25 protein-coding genes are annotated in these 25,860 nt (G+C 64.2%); 17 read left to right on the top strand and 8 right to left on the bottom strand.

Going from position 1 to position 25,860, the window contains the following annotated elements:
• Positions 1–29 precede the first annotated feature (29 nt).
• From JW929_11595 to JW929_11585, 3 genes are all read left to right on the top strand, one after another.
• Positions 30–2,342, top strand: coding sequence for a glycoside hydrolase family 3 C-terminal domain-containing protein (locus JW929_11595; GenBank protein ID MBN1440043.1), 2,313 nt, complete (start codon positions 30–32; stop codon positions 2,340–2,342).
• Positions 2,343–2,443: 101 nt separating this feature from the next.
• A complete protein-coding gene (locus tag JW929_11590) occupies positions 2,444–3,058 on the top strand; it encodes a hypothetical protein (protein MBN1440042.1) in 615 nt (204 codons plus the stop codon).
• Between the two features lie 519 nt (positions 3,059–3,577).
• The gene (locus JW929_11585) at positions 3,578–4,267 is read left to right on the top strand and encodes a dienelactone hydrolase family protein (protein ID MBN1440041.1); all 690 of its coding nucleotides are present in this window, start codon (positions 3,578–3,580) and stop codon (positions 4,265–4,267) included.
• Positions 4,268–4,286: 19 nt separating this feature from the next.
• Here JW929_11585 and JW929_11580 read toward each other — a convergent pair whose 3' ends face one another.
• Together JW929_11580 and JW929_11575 are read right to left on the bottom strand one after the other, a co-directional pair.
• Entirely contained in the window at positions 4,287–4,868 is a 582-nt protein-coding gene (locus tag JW929_11580) for a hypothetical protein (GenBank protein ID MBN1440040.1), read from the bottom strand.
• A gap of 263 nt (positions 4,869–5,131) precedes the next feature.
• Entirely contained in the window at positions 5,132–5,614 is a 483-nt protein-coding gene (locus tag JW929_11575; protein MBN1440039.1) for a flavodoxin family protein, read from the bottom strand.
• An 80-nt stretch (positions 5,615–5,694) separates the two neighbouring features.
• Between JW929_11575 and JW929_11570 the strand changes: the two genes are divergently transcribed.
• Complete coding sequence (locus JW929_11570; GenBank protein ID MBN1440038.1) at positions 5,695–6,225, top strand: GNAT family N-acetyltransferase; 531 nt, start codon at positions 5,695–5,697, stop codon at positions 6,223–6,225.
• Between the two features lie 150 nt (positions 6,226–6,375).
• Positions 6,376–7,380 (top strand): terpene cyclase/mutase family protein, encoded by a 1,005-nt coding sequence (locus tag JW929_11565; protein MBN1440037.1) that lies wholly within the window; start codon positions 6,376–6,378, stop codon positions 7,378–7,380.
• 299 nt (positions 7,381–7,679) lie between these two features.
• On the opposite strand, the gene JW929_11560 is transcribed toward JW929_11565, so the two are convergent.
• The 4 genes from JW929_11560 to recO form a co-directional block, all read right to left on the bottom strand.
• Entirely contained in the window at positions 7,680–8,351 is a 672-nt protein-coding gene (locus JW929_11560; GenBank protein ID MBN1440036.1) for a hypothetical protein, read from the bottom strand.
• A 224-nt stretch (positions 8,352–8,575) separates the two neighbouring features.
• A complete protein-coding gene (locus JW929_11555; GenBank protein ID MBN1440035.1) occupies positions 8,576–8,884 on the bottom strand; it encodes a GIY-YIG nuclease family protein in 309 nt (102 codons plus the stop codon).
• Between the two features lie 14 nt (positions 8,885–8,898).
• Positions 8,899–9,549, bottom strand: a complete 651-nt coding sequence (locus JW929_11550; GenBank protein ID MBN1440034.1) for a site-2 protease family protein — start codon at positions 9,547–9,549, stop codon at positions 8,899–8,901.
• A gap of 7 nt (positions 9,550–9,556) precedes the next feature.
• The gene (recO, locus tag JW929_11545) at positions 9,557–10,324 is read right to left on the bottom strand and encodes a DNA repair protein RecO (protein ID MBN1440033.1); all 768 of its coding nucleotides are present in this window, start codon (positions 10,322–10,324) and stop codon (positions 9,557–9,559) included.
• A 275-nt stretch (positions 10,325–10,599) separates the two neighbouring features.
• Here recO and trmD point away from each other — a divergent pair, with 275 nt between their 5' ends.
• From trmD to JW929_11500, 9 genes are all read left to right on the top strand, one after another.
• On the top strand, positions 10,600–11,349 hold the full coding sequence (gene trmD / locus JW929_11540) for a tRNA (guanosine(37)-N1)-methyltransferase TrmD (GenBank protein MBN1440032.1): 750 nt from the start codon (positions 10,600–10,602) through the stop codon (positions 11,347–11,349).
• Positions 11,350–11,417: 68 nt separating this feature from the next.
• Positions 11,418–13,325 carry a hypothetical protein gene (locus JW929_11535; protein ID MBN1440031.1) on the top strand — a complete coding sequence of 636 codons (1,908 nt, stop codon included), beginning with the start codon at positions 11,418–11,420 and terminating at the stop codon, positions 13,323–13,325.
• 297 nt (positions 13,326–13,622) lie between these two features.
• Entirely contained in the window at positions 13,623–15,557 is a 1,935-nt protein-coding gene (locus JW929_11530; protein MBN1440030.1) for an ABC transporter substrate-binding protein, read from the top strand.
• Between the two features lie 61 nt (positions 15,558–15,618).
• The gene (locus tag JW929_11525; GenBank protein MBN1440029.1) at positions 15,619–16,770 is read left to right on the top strand and encodes an ABC transporter permease; all 1,152 of its coding nucleotides are present in this window, start codon (positions 15,619–15,621) and stop codon (positions 16,768–16,770) included.
• A gap of 310 nt (positions 16,771–17,080) precedes the next feature.
• Complete coding sequence (locus JW929_11520) at positions 17,081–18,025, top strand: ABC transporter permease (protein MBN1440028.1); 945 nt, start codon at positions 17,081–17,083, stop codon at positions 18,023–18,025.
• Positions 18,026–18,031: 6 nt separating this feature from the next.
• Positions 18,032–19,009, top strand: a complete 978-nt coding sequence (locus tag JW929_11515) for an ABC transporter ATP-binding protein (protein MBN1440027.1) — start codon at positions 18,032–18,034, stop codon at positions 19,007–19,009.
• On the top strand, positions 19,006–20,013 hold the full coding sequence (locus JW929_11510) for an ABC transporter ATP-binding protein (GenBank protein ID MBN1440026.1): 1,008 nt from the start codon (positions 19,006–19,008) through the stop codon (positions 20,011–20,013). Before JW929_11515 ends, JW929_11510 begins: the two co-directional genes overlap by 4 nt.
• Before the next feature lie 181 nt (positions 20,014–20,194).
• The gene (locus JW929_11505; protein ID MBN1440025.1) at positions 20,195–20,446 is read left to right on the top strand and encodes a hypothetical protein; all 252 of its coding nucleotides are present in this window, start codon (positions 20,195–20,197) and stop codon (positions 20,444–20,446) included.
• Between the two features lie 62 nt (positions 20,447–20,508).
• Positions 20,509–21,021 (top strand): nitroreductase family protein, encoded by a 513-nt coding sequence (locus JW929_11500; GenBank protein ID MBN1440024.1) that lies wholly within the window; start codon positions 20,509–20,511, stop codon positions 21,019–21,021.
• A 774-nt stretch (positions 21,022–21,795) separates the two neighbouring features.
• On the opposite strand, the gene JW929_11495 is transcribed toward JW929_11500, so the two are convergent.
• Both JW929_11495 and JW929_11490 read right to left on the bottom strand, forming a co-directional pair.
• Positions 21,796–22,182, bottom strand: coding sequence for a hypothetical protein (locus JW929_11495; protein MBN1440023.1), 387 nt, complete (start codon positions 22,180–22,182; stop codon positions 21,796–21,798).
• Positions 22,183–22,268: 86 nt separating this feature from the next.
• Complete coding sequence (locus tag JW929_11490; protein MBN1440022.1) at positions 22,269–22,937, bottom strand: DUF4013 domain-containing protein; 669 nt, start codon at positions 22,935–22,937, stop codon at positions 22,269–22,271.
• Positions 22,938–23,100: 163 nt separating this feature from the next.
• On the opposite strand from JW929_11490, the gene JW929_11485 reads away from it, so the two are divergent.
• The 3 genes from JW929_11485 to JW929_11475 all read left to right on the top strand — a co-directional run.
• Positions 23,101–24,291, top strand: coding sequence for a DNA double-strand break repair nuclease NurA (locus JW929_11485; protein ID MBN1440021.1), 1,191 nt, complete (start codon positions 23,101–23,103; stop codon positions 24,289–24,291).
• A 129-nt stretch (positions 24,292–24,420) separates the two neighbouring features.
• Positions 24,421–25,023 carry a hypothetical protein gene (locus JW929_11480; protein ID MBN1440020.1) on the top strand — a complete coding sequence of 201 codons (603 nt, stop codon included), beginning with the start codon at positions 24,421–24,423 and terminating at the stop codon, positions 25,021–25,023.
• 216 nt (positions 25,024–25,239) lie between these two features.
• A partial coding sequence (locus JW929_11475; protein ID MBN1440019.1) for a DUF87 domain-containing protein occupies positions 25,240–25,860 on the top strand: 621 nt, incomplete at its 3' end.

Below are 25,860 nucleotides of genomic sequence, written 5' to 3'. Positions count from 1 at the left end.
AAGACCATTTCCCTAAGGAAGGAACCCCGATGAAGAAAAAAGGAGCGAAAACGCCCTCTCGCAGGGAATTCCTCAAAACTGCGCTCGCCACCGCGGGCGGTTTGGCGCTGACGCGCTGCGGCGGCCGGGAGCCGGCCACCCCGCTTCCGACCCGCCCGCCGCTCGACATCACTCCCAGCGCTTCGCCCGCGGTTCCGATCTATCCGGATCCGTCGCGCCCGATCGCCGAGCGGGTGGCCGACCTGGTCGACCGCATGACCGTCAACGAACTGATGATGCAAATGGGCACCGGAGCCCCGCCGATCGACCGGCTGGGCGTCGCCAAATACAACTGGTGGAGCGAAGCCGGGCATGGCATCGGCCGCGCCGGGCTTGCCACCGTGTTTCCGCAGGTGATCGGCATGGCCGCCACCTGGAACGCCGGCCTGATCCGCCGCACGGCCGAGATCATCTCCGACGAGGGCCGCGCCAAGCACCACGAATTCGTCCGCAACGGACAGTACATCCAGTACGGCGGCTTGAATTTCTACTGCCCCAACATCAACATCTTCCGCGATCCGCGTTGGGGTCGCGGCCAGGAAACCTACGGCGAGGACCCCTACCTGACCTCGCGCCTGGCGGTGAATTTTATCCGGGGGATGCAGGGCGACGATCCGAAATACCTCAAGACCGTCGCCACCCCCAAGCACTTCGCCGCCCACAGCGGGCCGGAGGAAGGCCGCTTCGGATTCGACGCCAAGGTCTCGCAACAGGACCTGCGGATGACGTACCTCCCCGCCTTCCAGGCCTGCGTCACGGAGGGCAAGGCGGCCTCGGTGATGAGCTCCTACAACAGCCTGAACGGGGAGCCCTGCAGCGCCAACCCGACCCTGCTGCAGGAGATCCTGCGCGAGGAGTGGGGCTTCGACGGATTCGTCGTCGCCGACTGCGGCGCGGTGGCTTTCCTGTTTTACTCCCACGGCGCGGCCGTTTCGCGGGAGGAAGCCGCCGCCCTGGCCGTCAGAAGCGGAGTGGACCTGGAGTGCGGATGCGTCCTTGGCATTCCATGCTTCTTCAACTACTTTAATCTGGCGGTCCAGCGCAACACCATCACCGTCGAGGACCTGCGCCGGGCGGTCCGGCGGCTCTTCACCGCGCGCTTTCGCCTGGGGATGTTCGATCCGCCGGAGCAGGTGCCCTACGCGCAGATCCCCTACAGCGTCGTGGATTCCGCCGAGCACCGCGAGGCGGCGCTCGAAATCGCCCGGCAGTCGCTCGTTCTCCTGAAGAACGAGGACGCCGCGCTGCCGCTGGACATGGACACCGTCTCCTCCATCGCCGTCATCGGCCCGAACGCCGACGACACCCGGGTCCTCAGCGGCAACTATCAGGGCACCCCCGCGGAGCCGGTGTCGGTCCTTGCGGGCATCCGCGCCCTGGCCCCCCAAGGGGTGGACGTCCGCTACGCGCTCGGCTGCAATATCAACGACGGAACGGATTCCGGAATCGACGTTGCGGTCCGGGCGGCAAAGGATTGCCAAGCGGCGGTGGTGGTGCTCGGACTCTCCCAGCTGATGGAAGGCGAAGCCGAACAGGCCGAGGGTCTGCCTCAGGGGCAGATCAGCCAGGGCGACCGCAAGACCCTGAACCTCCCGTCGATCCAGGAAAAACTTCTCAAGCGGGTTTTCGAAACCGGGACGCCCGTGATCCTGGTGCTGTTGAACGGCAGCGCGCTGGCCGTCACCTGGGCCGACGAGAACATCCCCGCCATCCTGGAAGCCTGGTACCCCGGCCAGGCCGGCGGCACCGCGGTGGCCGAGGCGCTCTTCGGCCTCACGAATCCGGGCGGACGCCTGCCGGTCACGTTCTACCGCTCCACCAAGGATCTGCCCCGCCTCGACGATTACAGCATGAAGAACCGCACCTACCGCTACTTCACCGGCCGGCCGCTTTACCCGTTCGGATACGGATTGAGCTACACGACCTTCGCGTACCGCAACCTGGACATCCGCCCGGCCGAGATCGCCCCGGGCGAATCCGTAGAGGTCGCGGTCGAAGTCGAGAATACCGGCGGCCGCGAGGGGGACGAAGTGGTCCAGGTCTATCTCAAAGACGAAGAAGCCTCGCAGACCGTGCCGCTGCTTCAGTTGCAGGGGTTTGCGCGGATCCGGCTGGCCCCCGGCGAAAAGCAAACCGTGACGTTCACGCTCAGCCGCGAGCAGATGCGGTTCGCGGACGAAAACGGCGATTGGATCCTCGAGCCCGGAAAATTCCGGGTGTGGGTCGGCGGCGGGCAACCCGAGTGGCGGGAGGGGATGCGGCCCGCGGCCGGTTTAGAAGGCGCCTTCACCGTCCGCGGGTAGGTGGATTCCCCTTCCGCAAACCCACGGCACCCCCTTCCGTAGATGAGTAATACCGGCCGCAAATCCGGCGGCCGCCGCGTTCACGCAGAGGAGTTCCATCTATGAGCATCCTGCGCGGTCTGTTCGGCCCCAGCAAAGACGAGATGTGGTCCCAACTCAGCCGGGAAATCGGCGCCGAGTACAACCCGGGCGGATTTTTCAAGGACAGCAAAGTCACCCTAACCCACCGCGATTGGCGGATCACGCTCGACACCTACACCGTCAGCACCGGAAAAACCCGCGTCACCTACACCCGCTTCCGCGCCCCGTTCGTCAATCCGGACGGGTTCCGCTTCAACATCTACCGCAAGAACATCTTCAGCGGGATCGCCAAACTGCTCGGCACCCAGGACATCGAAATCGGCGATTCGTATTTCGACGACGAGTTCATCATCCAATCCTCCTCGGAAGACCTTGTCTACCGCCTGCTCTCGAACCTCGAGATCCGCCAGATGATCCAAAAACAACCTTCGATCCACTTCGAGGTCAAAGACGACGAGGGCTGGTTCAAACAATCCTTCCCGGAGGGGGTGGACGAGCTGTATTTCCAGACCGTGGGCGTGATCACCGACAAACAGCGGCTGAAGGACCTGTTCGACCTGTTCGCCGCGGCGCTCGACCAGTTGTGCCGGATGGGCTCGGGGTACGAACGGGATCCGGGAGTGCGGCTGAGCTGAGCCACACCGGTCTGCGCTCCTCCCCCGCCCGGCCAAAGGCGGAAGGCGGAGGATTCAGACGGCGCCCCCGGAAAAACCAGGGTTGGTGTATGATCGGGGGAGGAGCCTCCGGGAGAAACGCATGCCTCGGATTTTTTTCCTGAAGCGCGGACGATAGTACTGGCGCGACCTGATCCTGTTCACGCTGTTCCTGCTCTTCCTCGTCTACCTGTTTGTCATCCCCGCGGTCGACGCGTACGCCGCTCTGCATCCGCAGCGCTTCCCCCTCGGCTCGGCCTCGCCGACGGATCTCGGGATGGGGTATGCGGACGCGGCCTTCGCCACGCAAGACGGCCTGACTCTCCGGGGCTGGTATATCCCTTCCGCCAACCGCGCGGCGGTGATCCTCGTTCACGCCTTTAACGGCAACCGCACCGGCACCCTCTACCACGCCCAACTCCTGGCCCGCCACGGGTACGGAGTCCTGCTCTATGATACGCGGGCGCAGGGGGAAAGCGAAGGCGGCCTGTACGCCTTCGGCTGGGATGCGCACCGCAACGTCTTGCCGCGCTCGATTACCTGCAGACCCGCCCCGACGTCGATCCGGAGCGGATCGGCGTCCTCGGCCTTTCGGCCGGGGCGCGGATCGCGCTGTATGCAGCGGCCGGCACCGGCCGGCTCTCGGCGGTGGTCGCCGAAGGATGCGGTTACCCGACCTTTGCGGATTGGTTCCAGGGCACCGATCCGACGGACAGGCTTTGGGCGCCGTCGATGTGGATGACGTACTTCTTCGCGCAAGCCGCCACCGGGATCTGGAATCCCGAACCGATGCGGGACGCGATGGCGCGGATTTCGCCCACGCCCGTGTTGCTGATCGCCGCCGGAAGGGACAAGCTTTTTAACCGGCAATATTTCGAGGCCGCACTCGAGCCGAAGGAAGCTTGGTTCCGCGAGGAAGACGGGCACATCGACGCGCTGTTCGCCCGCCCCGGGGAATACGAGGCGCGGGTGATCGGATTCTTGGACCGCTATCTCGCGCCGGATCCGGCGGAGGCACGGACCATTCAGCAGGGTGCTGTAAAAGCGGGGCCATCCAACGGGAGGACGGTGTTTCTCGAGGATGCCTTGCGGTCATTGGATCGTCATACCAAGCGAAGGCAGGGAGAACTCGGGATGACGATCCAAAGACGGCGTTTGGTGCCTTTTCCCCACCCCTCAAATTGCACTTAGGGAGATGGGAAAGTTGTGGTTATGAAAAATATTTACCATTTTTAATGAACCAATACAGGGTGTATCCGTTCAAGGCGACCACGCCGATCATCGTCGCGGCCGCGAGAACGGCGATGGCGACGGCGCCGGAATCGCCCCTATCGATTGCGGCGGTGATAAATCCAACCGCAGAGCAACTCATAGTCAGGCTGCCGGGCACATTCATTCCGTGAACGAGTATCGCCCAATACCGCGCCCATGGGCGCATTTCCAAGTATCCGCGGGTCAAGAAAGAATAGAAGGCGGCGAACCCCGCCGATCCCGCAATGATGAAAACCGTCATCGAGATATAGGAAGCTGGGCCATTGATCAGCTCGTAGATTAGGGCCGCGATTCCTCCGGCAACCCCCAGCAGGCTGAAGGCCACTCCCGATCCGTAGATCAGCAGGGCGTATACGGTCAAGCAACCCGGCCGGTCCGCGGAAAATGCGCCGGCCGCCTTTTCGTCGCCGGCAGCGGCGGCCATGGTCTTCACCGAAGCAAGGTCGACCCCGCATTCGCAGAACGAATTACTGCACTTGTTTTTTATTCCGCAAGACGGGCAAATTTTATAATATTCCATGGCATCCTCCCTGGTGTAGATTGTGTCATTGCCCGAAAAGAATGAAAATCAATCCCTTGCCGATACGGTGAATAGAAATATGTCATCACCCTCCTCTCTATCCCATTTTCAATTTCCATATCGATCCCGGCAGGATGATCCCGGAATTCCTCACACACACTCAACAACAATCCATTCACAAGGTAATGAGATGCCTTTTGCTGTCCGCACTCCCGTCTCATCGAATCCATACGCAACGAAGAAACGGTGTCTGGAATCGGCGGTCAAACGCCTTTCGCTGCGGATTGCACGCGCTTCGCCCACTGCGCCGCCCGTTCCGGTTCGCCTTCCGCCAGCGGCCCTTCGCTGGCGGTGACGATGAACCCTTCCGGCGCAAGAACCGGCGTTCCGCCCTTCTTCGCCAGCGCGTCGGCGATCGGCTTGGCGGCATATCCGAAGAGGCCCACCATGAACGTCAGGAACTTGTTGTCGAGCGCTTTAAGGTCCATCCGGGTGTCGAACGCGGCGACCCGGACGCCGTGCAGGCTGTTCTTGGGGAGCGATTTTATCCACTGCCTCAGGGCGGGCGTGGGACGGAAAGCCCGGGTCGGGGACCCGACGATCACCAGTTGCGCGCCGGCCAGCGCGTCCTTGCCGGCCTCGCCGGCCCGAACGACCGCGGCGGCCGGCGTGCAGGCCGCGCCCACCGACTGCGCCACTTTTTCCGTGTTGCCGAACACCGTATCGTAGACCACGACGGTTTTCATGGAAGAATCCTCCGAAAATATACATTGATGCATACGCAACCGGATTATAATCCGTTGCACCCCGGAGGACCGGCGCGCCGATGGCCTATCATTTTGCGCCCATGAACACCAAATACGCCCAAACCGTCGCCGGCTGGCATTACGACGGCGTCTATGCATTTTACGATTTCGCGCAGGGTCCCGAGGATCTGGCGGAATTGCTGGACCCCTGCAATTGGGAAAACCGATATTTCGCCGTCCTGAACGGGAACGGCCAGCTGACCGGCTTCTTCTGCTTCGACGTCCGCGGCGGGGCCGTGGAGCTGGGATTGGGGATGAGGCCGGAGGATACCGGCCAAAGGCTGGGGCGCGCCTTCGTGCAGGCGGGATTGGAATTCGCCCGCCGCCGCTTTCATCCGAAGCGTTTCCACCTGGAAGTGGCGGCCTTCAACCAAAGGGCGATCCGGCTTTACGAAAAGCTGGGCTTTCTAAAGGAAAAGACCCATCTTCAGCGAACCAACGGCGGCGAATTCGAATTCGTCCAAATGATTCGAAACGATACGACTCCGGAGATCCGGGACGGCAATTCGCATCGCGCTTCTGCGCCTACGCGCCCCCGCGCGAAGAATTGAATCTCTGCATTGCGGAGGCGCTGAGACGCGATGGCCCAAGGCAAAACATTGCAGCTTCACATCTCCGCACCTCGGTTTTTTTGCCGCCGTCCGTCAGCAAACGGAATACAATATTCTTTACATTGTCCGAACCCATAGGTTTCCCTCCGAATGCAGCCCTGGCAGAAATCCCTCGCCCATGATCCGATCCCGCCGCTGCACGCGCACGGGAACGAAGCCCTGCGGTTTTTCGTCCGGCGCGACCTTCTGGGAGAGGACGCCGGCCCCATCCAAGAATTGTGGCGGTTGCCGGACGCGGCGAAGATCCTCCGCAAGCAGCAAAGGGACGGCTCCTTTCCGGTTCCCGCCGCGCGGGTCAAGCATCCCGCCGTCAACTACCGCCTGGTCGAAACCTGGAGATATTTCCGAATCCTGGTGGAGATGTATGGGTTCACCCGCGAGGATCCGCAGGCCGAGCGCGCGGCGGAATTTTTGTTTTCCTGCCAGACCGCGGACGGCGACTTCCGCGGATTCCTGGCGGACCAATACGCCACGTATTACACCGGCGCCGTCCTTTCCCTGCTCGTCCAAGCGGGATACGGGAGCGATCCGCGCGCGGAAAAATGCTTCCGCTGGCTGCGCTCCATGCGGCAGGACGACGGCGGATGGACGATCCCGATTCTCACCCATCCCTTCAACGGCAAGCAGATGTACCGCCTAACCGGCAGCCACATGGACGTCGTCGAGCCCGACCGCACAAAACCCTTCTCCCACAACTGGACCGGCATGGTTCTGCGCGCGTTCGCCGTCCACCCGAAGTATCGTAGGACGCGGGAGGCGAAAGCCGCCGCGTCGCTGCTCGCGGACCGTTTCTTCCAGCCGGACGTCTACACCTCTTACCAGTCGGCGGAATACTGGATCCGCTTTGAATATCCCTTCTGGTGGAACAACCTCGTCGCGGCGCTGGATTCCGTCTCGCGCATCGGCTTGCCCGCCGACGATCCGCGGATCGCCAAGGCGTTGGATTGGCTCGTCCGTCATCAGGAAAGGGACGGACTGTGGCGGGTGACGTACGCCAAACCGCACGCGCGTGTGAAAGAGACCGCCAAGGTCCGCGGCGCCCGATGCTGGATCAGCCTGGCCGTTTGCCGCGTGCTTCGAAGGTATTACCAATAGACGAATGCGTTTTTCTATGCGCCTTTTGTGCCCCATGCGGCCATTTTGGCCACAAGAGGAACAAAAGAAAAAATACATTTGCTCAGCATGATGCAAGGATTGAAAAAAGTCGAAAAATCATCCAATTATTCCCCCCTCATCCCATCCTTCTCCCAGCCCATCCCTTAAGCTGGAGGGCTTTCAACAAATGCATATCTTCATCCGCAGATGTAGGGCTGGGAGAAGGCGCCCGAGGGGCGGATAAGGGGGGCTGAGCAGATACGAAAAAATAAAATTTTTCGTATCCGCTCAGCCCCCCCTTATCCGCCCATATCATTATTGATCGCGATGATGTAAATGGCATATTCCCCGCAGGAGGCATCGCCGCAGATGCCAGAAAACCAGATTTCGCCGTGGGTTAATCCGACGCCCTCGTAGGTGCAGCGGAGATCTTCATCCTTTTGATGCAGGACGGCGTTCCGGATTTTCGAATTGATAATCTGATCGTAATGCTGTACGAATTGATCCGCGCTCGAAATGGCCGTGCGGGTTTCCCCCAGATACGCTTGGATCGGATACTTGACCAATCCGGCCAGGTCCGAGCGCTTTTCGTTGGCGATGAAGTCCTTGATCATGTTAAGAAAATTCCGGATTTCATCGGCCGTCAATCCGGTGACTTCGGCGCACGCGTCGAAAATGTCCGTAGGGGTTCTAGCCACCCGCGTGCCTGTGGGCTTGCGCGTTCGCGAGGCGGTCGGAACGGATGCCTGCGGCTCGCCCGTCGATTCCACGGACGGGCCGCTCAGGGTGGCTGTAACGGGCGGCGACGCGGCTTCGGACGGCATGGCGGCGGACGGCGTTTGAGCGGTGGTGAAGATGCTGCACGAAAAGACCAACGCGGCGCCAAACGCGATCGCGAAAAAAAGGGGTTGACGGGGTTGGGGCGGATTCGGGGATGGAGAACTCCGTCGATCCGGCAAAGGCTTTTTCATTCGCGGCACCCTCCTTTGCAGATAAGCCTTCCGAATTGTATTCCTTTTTTTAGTTGATGAAAAGGAAGGGAAGGCGGCCTCGCAGCCTCGGCATCCAGGCGAGGCGTCTCGAAACCGCCCGCGGCTATCGGAAGCTCAACCGTTTTTTAGCTTGTCATAACATCCTTCGCCGGTCGTTCAACGCCGATGCCGCGGACGGCGGAGGACGGCAACGTGGCGAAAAATCACTTCTCGGCCTTTTTCCCGAGCTTCCGCGGCTTCTTTTTCCCCGACGCCAGTTCCGCTTTCTTCGCCCGCGGGAGTTTTTTAATCTCCGCCTCGCGCCGCCGCGCCGCGCGCTTGTCCTCCTGGCGCTCGAAATACATCAGCTTCACCGGGCGGCGGCTGCGGGTGTAGCGCCCGCCATGGCCCGTTTCGTGTTGGCGGATCCGGCGCGGCAGGTCGTTGGTCCATCCGGTGTAGAAGGACCCGTCGGCGCACCGCAGAACGTAGCAGCAAGGGATCCCCTTTGTTGGGGAAGAGGGCTTTTTCATCCGCGGACGGAGCCTCAGGGCAGACCGAGGAACAGCAGTAAAAAGACCGGCGCCACCAGAAATCGGACGAGCAAACCCACCACACTAACGCCCATCATCGGCAGGACGAAGAACAGGATCAGCAGGGCGTAGAAACCGTAGCGCTGCGCGGATTCGTATTTCACGGCTAATCCTTCCGGGAGCACCGCCCCGAGGATCTGCGCGCCGTCGAGCGGAGCGATCGGAATCAGGTTGAAAAAGGCCAGCAGCAAGTTCAAATAAACGAATAGGGTGAAGAAGTAAGCCGGTTCCGGCAACAAGGCATTGGTGGATGTCAGCGTCGGAGTCCACGAAAAGAAATACAACGGAACCGCCCCCAGCACAGCCAATCCGAAGTTGGCCGCCGGCCCGGTCAACGAGACGAGTCCCATTTTCAAGCGGCGGTTTTCCCCGAAGTAGGCCGGATTGACCGGCGTCGAGGCCCAGCCGATCCCGGCGAAGAGGAACAGCAAGGACCCCCAGGGATCCAGATGTTTGATCGGATTCAAGGTCAGGCGCCCGTGCAGGCGCGGGGTGGGATCCCCCAGGCGGGTGGCGGCAACGGCGTGCGCCAGCTCGTGGGCGGGGAACACGATCAGCAGGATCAGCGCGCGGCAGAGGAACTCGGCGATCGTCCGCGGGTACATGGCCGGATTATAACCCTCCCCCGCGCGAGACTTCGGCGAGGTAATTGCGCGAGCGCAGGGGGGATTCGAGCACGAACTGGATGGATCGGCGCAACAGCTCCTCCAATTCATCCAAGGTCTCCGGCCGCACCCGGAGTTTCAGCGCCGCGTCCAACGGCGAGCGTTGAACGTGGCGTAAAACCTTCAGCGCCGCGAGCGTCACCGGAAATCGCCCTTCCGCCCTCTCGGCGCAGCGCGGACAGACCGCGCCGCCCCGCGCCGGGGAGAAGAACTGGTCCTCGGCGCGGATCTGCTCGCCGCCGACGGTGCACAGCGATAGCTCGGGCCGGTACCCGCTGCATTCCAACAGCTTCAGATCGTAGCAGCGCAGGATCCAGGCCGGATCGCCCCCGCCGGAAAGCTCCTCCAGCGTGCGGACCGCAAGCCGGTAGGCGTCGGGATTATCCGACTCCTCGGGCGAAAGCCGGTCGAGCAGCTCCGCCGCATACGAAGCCGCCGCCGACCGCACCAGATCCTCGCGCAGCGCCGCATAGGCGTCGATGGTTTCGGCCTGGGTGACGATGTCGAAATCCCGCCCCCGGGCCAGGAACAACTTCGCGCGGTGGAACAGCTCCAGGTGGCCGGCCTTGCGCGAAGCGGGTTTGCGCACTCCCACCGCCCGCACGCGGATCTTGCCGCGCCCCGGCGTGAAGAGCGTGAGGATCCTATCGGCTTCGCCCCAGTTCCGCCGCCGCAGAACCAGCGCTTCGGTTTGATACGTCCGCTCGCGGGCCATGGCGATTCGATTATACCGGCAGCCATCCTGAGCAGGTCTTTCCGACAGCCGACAGCCCGAGGAATCGTCATCGTCTGAACGAGGTCATTCCGAGGCCCCTTCAGAGGCCGAGGAATCGGTTTCGCATGAAACCCAACCCGCTGACCGCCTTCCTCCGTCCAGGCGCCTCCGCTTCCTCGGAGTCTTCAGCCCCTCGGCATGACGCCTGTATCGGCCAAACCGCCCAGGTTGCGGACCTCCTCCCGACCGGCTAGAATGTGTCCGCCAAGCCCATGCTGACGATCGACATCTTCACTTTGTTTCCGGGCATCCTCGAGCCCGCCCTGCGCGAGAGCATCCTCGGACGCGCCGTCGCCCGCGGCTTGCTCGCGGTCCGCCTGCACAACATCCGCGACCACGCCGCCGACAAGCACCAGGTGACCGACGACGCCCCGTACGGCGGGGGCGGAGGGATGGTGATGAAGCCGGAGCCGATCTTCACCGCGGTGGAATCCGCGCTCGGTGCGCCGCCCAAGGCGCCGGTGATCCTGCTCACGCCCCAAGGCCGGCCGTTCACCCAGGAGAAGGCCTGGGCGCTCTCGGAAAGCGGCGGCTTCGCCCTGCTGTGCGGCCGCTACGAGGGCGTGGACGAGCGCGTGCGGGAGCATCTGGCGACGGAGGAACTCTCCATCGGCGATTACGTGCTTTCGGGCGGGGAACTGGCGGCGCTGGTGGTGGTGGAAACCGTCGCCCGGCTGCTGCCCGGCGCGCTCGGCGACCAGGAGGGCGCGCGCGACGACAGCCACGCGGGCGGATTGCTGGAATACCCGCACTACACCCGCCCGCCGGTGTTCCGCGGCTGGGCCGTCCCGGAGATTTTGCTTTCCGGGAATCACGCCGAGTTGGCGCGCTGGCGGCGCGAACAAGCGTTGTGGCGCACCTACCTGCGCCGTCCGGACTTGCTTTTCCGCGCCTCGCTGAGCGAGGAAGAGCGGCGCCGCGTCCGCGCCTGGCGGCTAGAAGAAGTAGATCCGGCGGAGGACTAGCCTCCCTTGCCGGTTGACGCGGCTCGTGCTAGAGTCCGGCATCCAAACCCATCGGGGGAAAACATCCTATGAAACGCAATCCGCGCTCCGCCCTTCGAACCCTGCTCGCGATTCTCCCGGCGCTGTTCGCCGCCGGTTGCTCCGGAAGTTCGCCGATTACGCCGGTGACCGCCTTTCCGACGGATTCCGACGCGCCGACCGCCACCTCTCCCTCCGCCCGCAGCCTCACCGTCTGCATGGGCGAGGAGCCGAAGAGCCTTTACCTTTACGGAAGCGGGGGGTTGGCGGCCCGAACCGTGTTCGAAGCGATCTACGACGGCCCGATCGATGCCCTCAATTACGCCTACGAACCGGTGATCCTCGAATCCTTGCCAACCCTCGAAAACCAAGGAGCCACTCTGCGGACGGTCGCGGTCAAACAAGGCGACAAAATCTACGACGACTACGGCGCCGCCGTCCTGTTGATCCCCGGAATCCGATACCGCCCCGCCGGATGCTACGACGCCTCTTGCGTGGCCTCCTACTCCGGCGGAACCGTGATGATGGACCAGCTTGAAGCGACCTTCCGCCTGTTGCCGGACCTGGTCTGGTCCGACGGCCAGCCCTTGACGGCGGACGACTCCATCTACTCCTTCGAGGTCTCTTCCTCCGCCGAAACCCCCTCCCCGCACGGGATGAGCCGGGCGATCGTCGGCACGCAATCCTACGAAGCCTTGGATGAACGGACCGTCCGCTGGACCGGCTTGCCGGGCAACATCGACCCGGCCTACTCCCGCCAGTTCTGGCCCCCCCTGCCGCGCCACGCCTGGGGCGGCATGACCCCCGCCGAATTGCTGACCGCGGAGGAATCCTCCCGGACGCCCATCGGCTGGGGGCCGTACGTCATCGAATCCTGGACCGCCGCGACCGAAATCGTCCTGCGCAAGAATCCGTTCTACTTCCGCGCCGCCGAAGGGCTCCCGCACTTCGACACCCTGCACCTCCGCTTCATCAACAACGAAGGCCGGATGGGCGTCTCGGCCCTGATCTCCGGCGAATGCGACGTCGTGGACCAGACCGTCCACCTGGACGACCAGCTTTCCGAAATCGTCGACCTGAAGAACCAGAACGCCCTGCAGGCTTCGTTCACCACCGGCACGGCCTGGGAGCACCTGGATTTCAACCTTCAGCCGATGTCGCCCTCGGTTCCCTCCTACTATCAGGACGTGCGCCTGCGCCAGGCGGTCGCGATGTGCCTGGACCGCCAGAAGGTTGTCGACAACGCCCTGATGGGACTCTCCTCCGTTCCGGACGCCTACCTTCCCGCCCAGCATCCGCTTCACAACAGCGATGTCGCCCAGTACGCGTTCGATCCGCAGAAAGCCGGCATCCTGCTGAACCAGATCGGCTGGGTCGACGCGGACGACGACCCCCGCACCCCGCGGACCGCGGCCGGCGTGTCCGGCGTGAAGGACGGAACGCCGCTGATCCTCAACGCCGCGATGATCTTCACCGAACTTCGGCAAAAGACGGTCGGGATCCTCGGCAACAGCCTGCTCGAATGCGGAATCGGATACGTCGCCACCTACGGCGAGGGCTCGATGTTCGTGGCCAACGCCGACGGCTTCCTGCTGGGACGGCTCTTCGAGGCCGCCCAATTCTCCTGGGTCGCGGGCGTCGAACCGCCCTGCGACCTGTACACCTCGGGGGAAATCCCGGACGTCGACAACGGATACCTGGGATCGAACCTGACCGGTTTTTCGAACGCCGAATACGACGGGGCCTGCGATCTGGCGCGGCGTTCGCTTCCGGGTTCGGCCGCGTACGTTCAGAACCACCTGCTGGCCCAGCGGATCTTCGCCGAGTATCTGCCCTCGATTCCGCTGTACCTGACGGTGAAGACGGCTATCGCGCGCCCCGACCTGACCGGGCTGGCGCTGGATCCCACCGCCGCCTCCGCCTTGTGGAATCTCGAAGCCTTCGACATTCCCTCGTAGCCTTTGCCGCACCGCCCTCGCGCCGCACGCCGCAGAGCCCGCGCGGAAATTTCTCCCGCGCGGGCTTTTTCTGCTTGACGCGCCTTTCCCTCTTCGGATATAGTAGGGAAAATTTTCATCCGTGAGGATTCCCCGGATTCCTGCGGAAGTCGGCATCCCTCTTCGCGCGAAAACAGGTGAGCGGTGGCAAACCGTCCGATCGGAAAAACCAGGGGCGCAGGGGACCGCGGCATTCCCGTCCCGCCTCGCCCTGCTCCGCGCGCATCGCTCCCACACCCGTCCGACAGGAGATTCCCCATGAGACGAACATCCCTTCTCCGCTTGGGAGGGCCGCTCGCGATTCTGCTCGCCCTCTCCGCCTGCGGCGGCGCTTCGGCGTCGAAAGACACCTACCGGATCGGCATCCTCGCCCAGCCTTCGCAGGGCAATGTCTGGGGAATCAACGCCCTGCCGACCTATTGGGATCTGGCCGTGCAGAGCCCCATGCGCCTGTCGCTCTTCGGGGTCAGCGACCAGCGTTTCCAATTGATTCCGCAGGTCGCCGCGGACTTCGCCTCGCCGCTCGCACAGGAGGGCGACGTCTGGGTCAGCACGGTCAAACTCCGCGAGGGAATCCGCTGGTCGGACGGCGAACCGCTGACCGCCGGCGACGTCGCATTCACCCTCAATACCTCGCTGCGGTTCGGCCTGACCGGCGGGAACTGGAGCGTCTGGGCGGACGGGGATTACCTGAAGTCGGTGGAAGCACCGGACGACCTCACCGTCAAATTGGTTTACTCCGCCAAACCGGGGATGGCCAGCCACGAATGGGGAACCCTGACGGCGACGATCGCCTGCGAGCATTACTGGGCACCCTTGGTGGAGGAAGCCGCCCAGGGGCTCGCGGATCCGGACCGGCCTGAGCGCGGGGTCGAGGATCCGGGCTGGGCCGCGTATCTCGCCCGGCGTTCCGAAGCCGCCGAGAAGCTCTTCGCCCTCGCCGACGAGGACGAGCCGCTGGCCGGCGCGTTCCTGTTCTCGCGCGAGGAAGCCGGCAGCTTCCTGGAGTTGAAGGCCAACAAGCAATACTTCTTTTCCGGCGTCGCCTTCGAGGGATACGAAAACGGCGCGTACCGCGAGTCCAAACCGAAAGGCTACACCTTCAGCGCCTACGGAACCCCCGAAGGGGCCCAGGCCTTCGCATACAAAAGCGGGCCGTTCGCGGCCAAGGCGCTGTATTCCGTTTACGGCGACCTGAACGCCGCGGTCCTGGCTCTGCAGAACGGCGAGATCGACATTCTCCTCAATCCGCAGGGCCTGCCGAAGGGGCTCGCGGAATCCGTCCAGGACGATCCGAACCTGGCCGTCGTCCAGAACGAATCCGTCGCCTTCCGCTTTCTGGGCTTTAACACCCGCCGCGAACCGATGGGCGACGCCGCGTTCCGCCAGGCCGTCGCCACGCTGATCGACCGCGAGTTTCTGACCGACACCATCCTGCAGGGCGTCGCCTATCCGGTCTATTCTTTCGTCCCCGAAGCCAACGCCGATTGGTACAAGCCGGACCTGCCGCGCTGGGGATTCACCCCCGACGGCGCGCCGATGACCCGCGCGGAACGGATGGACAAGGCGGTGGAGATCCTCGTCGCCGCCGGCTATTCCTGGAGCGACGGATCGATTCCGGTCTGGGATGCGGAAAGCGCCGCCGTCCGCGCTGCCGGAACCCTCGTCACCCCGGACGGGGATAAGATGGCGACGCTCGAACTGCTGTCGTTTTCCTACAGCGCCGATCCACTGCGGGCTACCTTCGCGCTCTGGATCGCCCAGTGGTTGAACGAGTTCGGGATCCCGATCCGCGTCCAACCGCTCGGATTCAACGCGCTCTTCAGCCGCACCATCCAACAGCAGGATTTCGACATGTTCCTGCTCGGCAACCAGGCCGGCCTCTTCCCCTCGTACCTGCGCAATTTCTGGCACAGCCGCGAGGCGGCCAAGGGCGGCTGGAACGCCGGCGGATACTCGAACCGCGCCTTCGACCAGCTTTCGGACCAGCTGCTCTCGTGCGGATCGTACACCGAATGCAAGCCGATCGCCGACCAGATTCAAGTGCTGATCGCCACCGCCGTTCCATGGATCCCGCTGTTCGACACCGGAATCTACGAAATCTACAACCGGCGGGTGGAATTCCCGTACACCCAAACCTACGGCGGATTGCAGTACCTCTACGGCCTGCCGTCGGTGGTTGCGCTTTCCTAGCCGCCGGACGCGGTCCGGAGGAAAAAAACGGCCCTGCGCCGGGCGGAGAATCGAGACAGGCATGCGGCGGTATGTCGCCCTGCGGCTCCTGCAGATCGTCTTCACTTATTTTCTGTTCCTGGTCCTGATCTACTTCCTGCTGGAATCGCTCCCCGGGAATTTCCTCGGCGCGTTTTTCGGGGAAAGTCGGCTTTCAGTCGCTCAGCTCGAGGCGCTGGAGGCGCAGTTAGGCCTCCAGGATCCGCCGCCGGTGAGGCTCGCCCGCTGGCTGGGGGGATTCCTGCGCGGCGACCTCGGCCTCTCCCTCAGCCAGTATCCACGCCCGGTGATCGAGATCCTCGCCGAACGGGCGCCGCGGACGCTCGCGCTGTTCCTTGCCGCTACCGCGCTTTCCTTCTTCCTCGGCTTTCATGCCGGGAAAATCCTCGCTTGGAGGAGGAACAGCCGGTTGGAAACCGCCGTCACCCTGGGGGGGATCACACTCTACACGGTCTTCACCCCCTGGTTCGCGCTGGGCCTCTTGTGGATTTTCGCCTGCGCCCTGCGGATCTTCCCGGCCGGAAAATTTTTAACCTGCGAAGTCTGGGGCGAATCCGCTCCCGACGCCGATTCGGTCTTCCTGCAGTTGCTGGTCCTGGCCGCGGCGGCGGCGCTTCTCTTCGCCACGGCCTTCCGCGCGGCCTCCCGCCTGGGACCGGCGCAACGGCGGAAGGCCCGGGTTCTCTCCGCCGCCGCGATCCTGCTCGCCGCCTGCGCCTATTGGATCCTCAACGGACAGGCCCGCTACGCGCTCGACATCCTCTATCATATGGTCCTGCCGGTGCTGACGCTGACTCTCATCTCCTTCGGCGGAACCATGCTGATCACCCGCAACAGCATGCTCGACACCCTGGGAGAGGATTACATCCTCGCCGCCCGGGCCAAAGGCCTGCCGGAGAACGAAATCCGCGACCGGCACGCCGCCCGCGGCGCGCTGCTGCCCGTCGTCACCACGCTCGTCTTCTCGCTGGCGTTTTCCGTGGCCGGCGGGGTGATCACCGAATCCGTTTTTTCCTGGGAGGGGATGGGCTTCACCCTGATGGAAGCCGTCACGCTGGCCGATATCCCGCTCGCGGCGGGCGCCATGGCGTTCACCGGGATGCTGGTTCTACTCGCCCACCTGGCGGCGGATATCCTGTACGCCTGGCTTGATCCGCGGATCCGGTACCGTTGAGGGGGCGGGAGAAACCCCAGGAGGGTCCTTGCGAGGAGGGCGGAAGGCGGTTTCCGATTAGGAACGGGAGTCTCTACTCAGCCAACCGTCTCCATGATTTCCTCGCCTCTTTCCCCGCCCCCTTTCCCCTCTCCTGGCTAATGCCAGGAGAGGGGAAAGGGGTGAAGGGTTAGGGACAAGGATGGAAAAGGGCAGGATTCCGTCCCTCTTAGTACGCTGGCTGAGTGGAGACGATCGGGAGTGCTTCGCCTGCCCTTTCGGGCAGGCATGCAAAGACAGGGAACCGGACGAGATTTGAGCGCATAGGATCATGATCGAAAAGTACGAGGTCCGCGAATCCAAGTCGCTTCTTGGCCTGCGCCTGCGCTCGGAAGGGCGCAGACTCCGCGAGGGTTTTGCCCGCCTCTCCGCCAACAAGCCCGGGATGGCCGGGTTGTGCGGGATCGGGTTCATCTGCCTGCTCGCGGCCCTGCATCCGGTGCTGATGCACACGGTCTGGGATCCGCAGGCGTACGATCCGCTGACTCCCGGCCGGCCCAATCCGCCGCCCAACCCGGCCCCGCCCTCGGCGGCTCACCTCCTCGGGACCGACCCCTACGGCAGCGACGTCCTCAGCCAGCTGATGCACGGCGCCGGATCGGCCCTGCTGCTCGGAACGGTGGCGGCCGCGGTGACGGTCGTGCTCGCGACAGGCGCCGGCGCGGCGGCGGCCTACTTCGGCGGCGCGCTCGACGCCGTGCTGATGCGCATCGCCGACCTGATCCTGATGACGCCCCTGGTGGTGATCCTGATCTTCCTTTCCGCTTTTTTCAAGCTCACCCTGCTTCAGCTCGCGGTGGGGATCGGGCTGTTCGCCGGGCTCGGCGGGACGGTGCTGGTGATCAAGGCCCAGGCGCTTTCGATTCAAACCCGGACTTACATCGAGGCGGCGCGCGCCCTGGGCGCCGGCGGCGGCCATATCCTCCGCCGCCACATCATCCCCCATCTGGCGCCGATTTCCTTTTTGTATATGATGTTCACCGTGACCGAGGCGGTCTTCGTCGAGGCGGTCCTCTCCTACTTCGGGCTGATCGATGTTAAGATCACCTGGGGGATGATGATCCACACGGCCGCCTCTTCCGGCTACCTCCTCCGTCCGGAGATCTGGTGGCTGGCGTTTCCGGCCGGGGCGTGCATCACGCTGTTGTGCTCTTCCTTTTACCTCGTCGGCCGCGCGCTGGAGGATGTCGTCCATCCCCGGCTGCGGGCCCGGTGAACGGCGATGGCGGACGATAACCTCTTGGCGGTGGAAAATCTGTCGGTGCGCTACGCCGTCCGGGGCGGGGAGGCGGCGGCGGTCGACGGCGTATCGTTCGCCCTGCGGCGCGGCGAAGTACTCGGCCTGGCCGGGGAATCCGGCTGCGGAAAAACCACCCTCGCGCTCAGCTTGCTGAAGTTGCTCCCGGAGAACGGCCGCATCAGCGGGGGAAGGGTGCTGTTCGACGGCGAGGACCTCGTCCCGCTTTCGGAGGAGGCGATCCGCCCCCTGCGCGGGCGCCGGATGGCGGTCATCTTCCAGGGCGCGATGAACTCGCTCCATCCCGTCTACAAAGTGACGGACCAGATCCGCGAGGCGTTGGAAGCCCACGACCGCTCCCTGTCGCGCGGTCAAATCCGCGCCCGCACGGCCGAACTCTTCCGCCTGGTCGGCCTGGACGAGGGGCTGGCGGACCGCTATCCGCACGAATACAGCGGCGGGATGCGCCAGCGGGCGGTGATCGCGCTGGCGCTGGCCTGCGATCCGGACCTGGTGATCGCCGACGAGCCGACCACCGCGCTCGACGTCATCGTCCAGGACGCCGTCCTGCGCGAATTGCAGTCCCTTCAGCGGCGGCTGGGGATGAGCATGATCTACATCTCCCACGACATCGCCGTCCTGGCGGAGGTCAGCCAACGCATCGCCGTGATGTATGCCGGGCGCTGGGCGGAATGGGGGGAGACGGCGGAGGTGTTCGACCGCCCGCGGCATCCTTACACCCATGCCCTGCTTTCCAGCGTTCCCAGCCTGCGCGGGCCCAAAGTCCGCATCGCCGCCCTGCCGGGCGAACCGCCCGACCTCCTCCATCCGCCTTCCGGGTGTCCCTTCCACCCCCGTTGCCCGCGCGCTCGGGAGATCTGCGCCCGGCGCGATCCGGAATGGCGGGATTTCGGCGGCGGGCATTTCGCCGCCTGTTGGGCGCCGCTGGGGGGCGAAGCATGAGCCCGAATCCGAACGGCGGACCGTTGTTGGAAGTCCGAAACCTGACCAAGGTTTTTCCCGTCGAGCGCGGGCTTTTCGCGCGCCGGAAATCCTTCGTGCATGCGGTCGACGGGATCTCGTTTGAAATCCGGCGCGGCGAAACGCTCGGCCTGGTGGGGGAATCCGGCTGCGGGAAGACCACCACCGCCCGGCTTCTCGTTCGGCTGCTCACTCCCGCCTCCGGAAGCATCCTGCTGGCCGACGAGAATGGAACGCAAACCGACCTAACCGCCTTGAAAGGCGGCCCGCAGGAGAAGCTCTTCCGCTCCCGGGTCCAGATCATCTTCCAGGATCCCTATGCCGCGCTCGATCCGCGGATGACGGTCTACGACGCCGTTGAAGAGCCGCTGGCGATCCACGGCTTTCCGCCGCCGCGCGAACGCCGCGCACGGGTGGAGCAGATGCTCGCCACCGTCGGCCTTCCCCCCGTCGAATCCTTCCTCGCCAGCCTGCCGCAGGAACTCTCCGGCGGACAGCGCCAGCGGGTGGCGATCGCGCGGGCGCTGGCGCTGTATCCGGCGCTGGTCGTGGCCGACGAACCCACCTCGATGATCGACGCCTCGGCCTGCGCCGGGATCATGAACCTGATGCTCGATCTGGCCCAGCGGATGAACATTTCCTACCTCTTCATCACCCACCACCTGGCCGTGGCCCGCTACATGGCGGACAGGCTGGCGGTGATGTACCTCGGCAAGTTCGTTGAGACCGGACCGACCGAGGAAGTCCTCGCCCGGCCGCTGCACCCCTACACCCAGGCCTTGATCTCGGCGGTGCCCGTACCGGATCCGCACGCGCGCCGCGAGCCGCCGCAGATCCTCGGCGGAGTGAAGGCCGCGGTGGATCCGCCGCCGGAGTGCCGCTTCCTGGCCCGCTGTCCGCGGGCCGCCGACGTCTGCCGCTCCCGCGCGCATCCGCCGCTCGAAGAGAAAAGCCCCGGCCACTTCGCGGCCTGCCACCTCGTTTAATCCACATGGAAGAATACTCCACCGCCGGTCAGGGGCGAAACCACGCACAATCAAGGATGTGAATCCGGCGACGCCCCGCCGCGCACGACACCCGGTCTTTCCGCCGATTTGCCGACCGAATGCGCGCATGGTACACTAACGCCTGCCAGCCCTACCGGCGGTTCCGCCCACGGAGGTTCTTATGGCGAGTGGCACACCGGTAAACCGCGATTGGGTGTACGTCCTCCAGGACGGCACGATCGTCATCGAGTGGGAGGAAGGAACCCTGCAGGATATCCAAACGGGGGATTTCCTCCGCGAAGGCGCCTTCGGTCACCCGGTGCAGGACAACGAACTCGAGCGCCTGCGCCTGATCGGGCGCATCGAACAGTTCGACGCCCGGATCGTCTACCTCCGCGCGCTTCCGGAATTCAAACGCAAGACGATCGAATAAACCCCCAGCCCGGCCGCGCGGCCTGCGCCGCGCAAAGGTCGGAGCGCCCCCGCAGGTGCCGCATGGACGTCGCCCGGGCGATCCGCGAAAAGCAGGCCATCCGTTCGTTTCTCCCCCGTCCAATTCCGGATCCTGTGGCGCGGCAAATTCTCCTCGCCGGACGGCGCGCCCAATCCGCCAAGAATTCCCAACCCTGGCATTTCATCGCCGTCCGCGAAAAATCCAAACTCGAACGGCTTTCGCAGACGGGGAAATTCGCCTCACACCTCGCCGGCGCCGCGCTGGGGGTGGTCATCGCCACGCCGGACCCCTCCCAAAAATTCACGATCGCCTTCGACGCCGGGCAGGCGGCGGCCTACATGCAGTTGGCCGCCTGGGAGCTCGGAGTCGGCTCCTGCCTGGCCAGCCTCTACGATCCCGAGGCGGCGCGCCGGATTCTCGGCATCCCGGTCGAATGGCATCCGCGCATCGGCGTTTCCTTCGGATACTTCGATCTGCAAAGCCAGCCTCCGTCCGGGGTTCAGCACCCCGGACGGAAAGCGTTCGACGAGATCGTCCATTGGGAGAAGTGGTAGCCAAGCCGGCCGGCCACCCGATCCAGAACCCATTTGCCGCGAAAATATAAAATCCGCCGCGAATTGCCGATAACGGAATCGACGGATTCGGTCTTTCGCAATTTCCAGCCGCTTTTTGGGGAACCGTCCCATCTTACCAACCCGGCGTAAAGAAAATCGGACGTCGGAACCCCCTTGAAAGATATACCCGCTCCGAAAAATTCGTATGAATTTCAGAAAGCCGAAGCCGTTGGCCAGCAAAAAGACCGCTGAACAAACTCGGCAACCGCAGTCTTTTGCACCGGGTTGACGGCGTCAATAGGCGGTCTTGCGGCTGTTAAAATCTTTTAAGCCCTCCGCTGACCGAGAGGGCGGCGTCATTAGGCTGACGCCTTGCAGTCGTTTGATCGTCAGGGGCTGTCGAAAAACAGCATTAAGTTATCTCCGGATCGTCATGCCCGCGCCTGCCCCTAGAAGCGGGGTGTTCGCAGCGGGAATCCAGCTATTGAAATCCTGGATTCCTGTTACCCCCGCGCGGGAATGACGAACTATCTCCGGCAGGGAATTTTTCACAAATACCATTGATTTACTTTATTGACAGCGCCTTCAGGATTTTCAACCATGGACGCCTGCTTCGAAAACCCCCGCTCCCTCCGGCGCGGGTCAGTCCGGGGATGGGCCGCGGCCGATCACCGGGGCCGCTTAACCACCTGCGCTTCCGCTCTTCGGCACCCAGTAAAAAAAAGGGCGGCGCCGACGGCGCCGCCCGGATCCGCGCTCCTGCGCTTCCGTCCTCTAGTTGGGTATGTACTCGATCACCTCGCGTTCGTTCAACAGCACGAGGTTGGCGATCCCGGCGATCGCGGATCCGATATTGGAGACCAGGATCGACATCACTTCCAGGATCGCGACGGTTTGCAGGGTCTGGCGCGACACGGGTTCCCGTCCGGATCCGACCAAGCGGATCCCATACACCAGTTCGAAGATCCCGAGCGCCAGCGGGAGGGCTCCGATCGGCGCACAGCAGATCAGAACGACAGAGAGCGCCATCCCGATGACAAATCCCGCGCCCATGCTGATGTTCAAGGCCGCGCTGATCAGCATCAGGATCCCGATGGTTTGGACCTTCTGCGGCTTGGCCTGCGGGACGGGTGACGGCAGTGCGGCATTCGGCGATTCCATGTCAAATCCTCCAAAATCAAATTAGTATGGTTCTCCGGTTGTTGGATTGCCCATCTACCATTTAGTACGGGGAAAGACGCCGATTGTTACCTCCGTCCCGGAATCGACCCACAAGCGGCCCGTTCGGCGGCTGAGGCGCGCGCCTGTCCGAGAAGGTGGAATTCCGCGCCCAGGGCATACACCATGGTGAAGGCCGTTCCCGCGCCGCAGACCAAAAATCCGGAAAGGGCCAGAAGCGCGAGCGGAAACCCGGCCAGGATTGCCGCGAGGTAGGCACCCGGCGCGGATCGAACGCGGGCGACGGCGCCGGTGAAGCGGACCGCCGGGCAAAAACGCTCGCCGTCCGCCAGGCGGCCGATCGCCGCCGCGGCGCCCAGCGCGCCCGCCAGAAGCAATCCCGCCGCCAGCAATTCCACGATCCACCAGTAGGCGGCGAAGGCGGCTTCTCCCGTTCCGCCGCCGCGCCAAATGACCGCCGCACCGGTCGCGCCCAACCCGATCCACAGGGCCGAGGGCAACCCGAAAACCAAAACCGCTCCCGCCACGGCCGCGCCGCCCGCCCAATCCCGCCTGAATTGGATGGACGGCACGGCGTCCGCCTCGCGGCGGATTGCGCGCCGGCAGATTTCCAGCGCCCATCCGGCCGCGAGAATCCATCCCGCCGGCGGGACGCACAGGCAAACCGCCGCCACAAGCACCTTGCGGAACCAGCGGCCGTCTTGAAAATAGAAAGTCAGGGAGCGTAAAAAATCCAAACCGCCCTCCGATTCGGAAAACGCCGGACAGGGATATTGTATCGAATATCGCCTTTCGGAAAAGCCCCGAGGTCTCGGAGAAAATCCGCCGGGGAAATTGGTCCGCTTGGCTTGACAATAAGGAGTGGATACCCTATTGTTAGCACCAGGCACCCACCTGCCCATGACACTGCGACTGCACAAAGTATCGAAACAAATCGACCGTCTGCGGGAAAGCGCCGTCGCGCGCGCCGAAAAGCTGCGGGCCGATCTGCCCAAAGTCCGGCGCGGACTCGATCTCGCCGCGCAGCGCGACGACCTCCCCCAAAAAGCGCGGGCCGTAGCGGAACACGGTTGGAACGGAGCGATGCCCGCCTGCGGCGAAGCGATCGCGTTCCGAAAGGGAGGGCCCGCCGCGCCCGCCGCGCTTGCGGTCGTCGCCGTCGACGGATCGCAGGTCTATCCGGACCGGCACTCGGCTTCGCTCTTTTACGCGATCAACATCGGCTACTTCATCCTGCGCTCCGATTGCGGCGAAACCGCCGCGGATTCCGAGCCGGCGGTCTTCTTCGAGGAGGATGCGCGGCTTCCGGACGGCAATCCGGTTTCCAACACGGTTCTCAACGCGCGCCGCACCGTGGAGGAGATGGCGGCGCTGGCGCGGCTCGCCGCCGCGGAGCAGGCCGCCGCCCCCGGCCGGCCGGTGTTCGCGCTGGCCGACGGCGGCTTCGCGCTGCGGATCGACGAGAAGGCCTTTCCGCCCGCGGAACGCCAAGCGCTGCAAAACCGCTTTTTTTCCACAATCGACGGCTTGGCGCGGGAGAAGATCCCCATCGCCGGGTATATCGCGCGCCCGGGCGGAAGCCCGGTGCTTTCGCTGATTGACCTGGCGCTGGATCCCTCGCCGAAGGCGGATTCCGGCCGCGGCCAGGGCGGACGTTCCCCCTTCCCGGGCCTCGACGACCGGGTGCTGTTTGAGGATCTTCTGGCTCCAGGCGAGCGCTCGGCGGTGTTCGAATTCGCCGCCTATTGGAACGATTTGTACCGGAACCGCGAACCGAACCAGAGTGCGCATTTCTTCTACCTCAACGTCGGGCGGCGCTACCCGGTGGTCGCCCGGGTGGAAATCCCCGAGTGGACGGCGAAGGAACCGGCGCTGGTGGACCGGGTGCATGCGGCCCTGGTCGAGCAAAGCGCCGTGACCCTCAACGACCCCTACCCCTACGCGCTGATCCGCGCCGACGAGGAAGCCTTCGTCTCGGGCGAAGAAAAGCACTACCTCGAGGAGCAGATGGCGGTGTCGCTGATCCGCGGCGGATTACGCGTGAGCCGGTCCGAGAAACTTTCCCACAAGGGAAGGGCGAGAAAACACTGAAGCCGGCCTCTCCCCGGCCTTCCCCTCACCCCGCCGAAAGTGCATCGGTTCCCCCTCTCCCAGCATAAGCTGGGAGAGGGGTTGGGGGTGAGGGAGCGAACGGGAGGGGTCTGAAGGAGAAATACTCACATGCCAAAAAAGAATCCCGCCCCCATCGGCCGCGTGCTGTCGGGCGGCGCCGCGGAATACCTGTGCGGCTGCGTGGAGGATCAATCCGCCGCCGTGCGGATCGGCGCCTTCCTGCGCGCGGAGGCGGGCGGTACGGAGTCGATCGGCGTGGTGGCCGACATCCGCATCGTCGACGACGCCTTCGCGCGCCAGCTGGTGGCCGGCGACGCGCAGGCGGCGTACATCAAGGAACAGCGCGACCGGCGGTTGACGCCGCTGGAGGTGCGGGTCCTGCAGGCCGGCTACCTTGCCAAGGGCGCCGCCGTCCAGCGCCTGCCGCCGCGCCCGCCCTCGGCGCTCGAAGCGGTCGTTCCCTGCGGCGGCGAAGAGGTGCGCGCCTTTCTGAAGGCCGCGGACGGCGGATGGAATTTTTCTTTCCTCTCGATCCTGATCGCGGCCGGGGCCTCGAACGAAGTGCTGGCGGCCTGCGTGCGCGCGGCGGCCGAAGCCCAGCCCGTCGATCCGCAGAAGCGTTTCCGGCTGGATGCCGCGCGCGAACTCACCCGGCTGCTGGCGGAGGATCTGGCACGGCTGTACCGGCTGCTGCCGCAGCTGGCGGGATGAATCCGCGCATCTACCGCAGAATATCATCCCGAGATCCCTTCCGGGGTCGAAGAATCGGCGAGGTAATGGGTCCGTTCATTATTTTCCATCCATGCAGTCCCGATCCCTCAGCCGCCGCAGCGGCTTCGGGATGACACCGATGAGCGCCGTCCGTCCTTCACCGATCCCTCGGCCCGAAGACCGAATCTGGGGATGACACCATAAGGGAGCCTTGCGATGCCCGACAACGAACTCGACCAAGCCCTCGCCCGCGCGCCGCTCTCGGCCGCACACCACCCGCTGGGAATCGTCGTCGGCGGCTCGCTCGCCGAGGGGTTGACCGTCAAACTCCATCCGCAAAGCGTGCTGGAGGATTTGGCGGTCGGCCGCTACGTCGTTTTACGCGGCCAGACGGGCAAGACCTTCTTCGGGATGGTGACCGACATCCGGCTGGAAAGCCTCAACCCGGCGCTCGCCGCCAACCCGCCCGCGGCAGAGGACGAGTTTTCCAAGCAGGCCTTCCTCGGGACGATGGCCTACGGGACGATGCACGTCTCGCCGATGCTGGTGCTTGAAGGGGGCGCGCGCGAAGTCCGGCCGATCAAGACCATCCCGGCCCATTTCTCGCGGGTCGACGAAGCCAGCGAGGCGGAAGTCAACCTGGTCTTCGGCGAGGAGGACAAACTCCACTTCCACATCGGCTCGCCGCTGGAAATGGAGGAGGCCAGGGTCAACCTGGATCTGGCGCGGCTGGTCGAGCGTTCCTCGGGGGTGTTCGGCAAGAGCGGCACCGGCAAATCCTTCATCACCCGCATCCTGCTGGCGGGCCTGATCCGCTCGCAGATCGCCTCGTGCCTG

It is taken from the genome of Anaerolineales bacterium, assembly GCA_016928575.1.
GTDB lineage: Bacteria > Chloroflexota > Anaerolineae > Anaerolineales > RBG-16-64-43 > JAFGKK01.
Note: the sequence above shows the minus strand (reverse complement) of the source record. Positions and strands in the feature narration are given on the sequence as shown.

Excerpts from the sequence above, each read along its gene's own strand:
- JW929_11510 (MBN1440026.1), top strand. The coding sequence starts at position 19,006 with ATGAGCCCGAATCCGAACGGCGGACCGTTGTTGGAAGTCCGAAACCTG.
- JW929_11590 (MBN1440042.1), top strand. The coding sequence starts at position 2,444 with ATGAGCATCCTGCGCGGTCTGTTCGGCCCCAGCAAAGACGAGATGTGG.
- JW929_11500 (MBN1440024.1), top strand. The coding sequence starts at position 20,509 with ATGGACGTCGCCCGGGCGATCCGCGAAAAGCAGGCCATCCGTTCGTTT.
- JW929_11570 (MBN1440038.1), top strand. The coding sequence starts at position 5,695 with ATGGCCTATCATTTTGCGCCCATGAACACCAAATACGCCCAAACCGTC.
- JW929_11515 (MBN1440027.1), top strand. The coding sequence starts at position 18,032 with ATGGCGGACGATAACCTCTTGGCGGTGGAAAATCTGTCGGTGCGCTAC.
- JW929_11520 (MBN1440028.1), top strand. The coding sequence starts at position 17,081 with ATGATCGAAAAGTACGAGGTCCGCGAATCCAAGTCGCTTCTTGGCCTG.
- JW929_11550 (MBN1440034.1), bottom strand. The coding sequence starts at position 9,549 with ATGTACCCGCGGACGATCGCCGAGTTCCTCTGCCGCGCGCTGATCCTG.
- JW929_11530 (MBN1440030.1), top strand. The coding sequence starts at position 13,623 with ATGAGACGAACATCCCTTCTCCGCTTGGGAGGGCCGCTCGCGATTCTG.
- recO (MBN1440033.1), bottom strand. The coding sequence starts at position 10,324 with ATGGCCCGCGAGCGGACGTATCAAACCGAAGCGCTGGTTCTGCGGCGG.
- JW929_11555 (MBN1440035.1), bottom strand. The coding sequence starts at position 8,884 with ATGAAAAAGCCCTCTTCCCCAACAAAGGGGATCCCTTGCTGCTACGTT.
- JW929_11580 (MBN1440040.1), bottom strand. The coding sequence starts at position 4,868 with ATGGAATATTATAAAATTTGCCCGTCTTGCGGAATAAAAAACAAGTGC.
- JW929_11495 (MBN1440023.1), bottom strand. The coding sequence starts at position 22,182 with ATGGAATCGCCGAATGCCGCACTGCCGTCACCCGTCCCGCAGGCCAAG.
- JW929_11485 (MBN1440021.1), top strand. The coding sequence starts at position 23,101 with ATGACACTGCGACTGCACAAAGTATCGAAACAAATCGACCGTCTGCGG.
- JW929_11575 (MBN1440039.1), bottom strand. The coding sequence starts at position 5,614 with ATGAAAACCGTCGTGGTCTACGATACGGTGTTCGGCAACACGGAAAAA.
- JW929_11480 (MBN1440020.1), top strand. The coding sequence starts at position 24,421 with ATGCCAAAAAAGAATCCCGCCCCCATCGGCCGCGTGCTGTCGGGCGGC.
- JW929_11595 (MBN1440043.1), top strand. The coding sequence starts at position 30 with ATGAAGAAAAAAGGAGCGAAAACGCCCTCTCGCAGGGAATTCCTCAAA.
- JW929_11565 (MBN1440037.1), top strand. The coding sequence starts at position 6,376 with ATGCAGCCCTGGCAGAAATCCCTCGCCCATGATCCGATCCCGCCGCTG.
- JW929_11525 (MBN1440029.1), top strand. The coding sequence starts at position 15,619 with ATGCGGCGGTATGTCGCCCTGCGGCTCCTGCAGATCGTCTTCACTTAT.
- JW929_11505 (MBN1440025.1), top strand. The coding sequence starts at position 20,195 with ATGGCGAGTGGCACACCGGTAAACCGCGATTGGGTGTACGTCCTCCAG.
- JW929_11535 (MBN1440031.1), top strand. The coding sequence starts at position 11,418 with ATGAAACGCAATCCGCGCTCCGCCCTTCGAACCCTGCTCGCGATTCTC.
- JW929_11560 (MBN1440036.1), bottom strand. The coding sequence starts at position 8,351 with ATGAAAAAGCCTTTGCCGGATCGACGGAGTTCTCCATCCCCGAATCCG.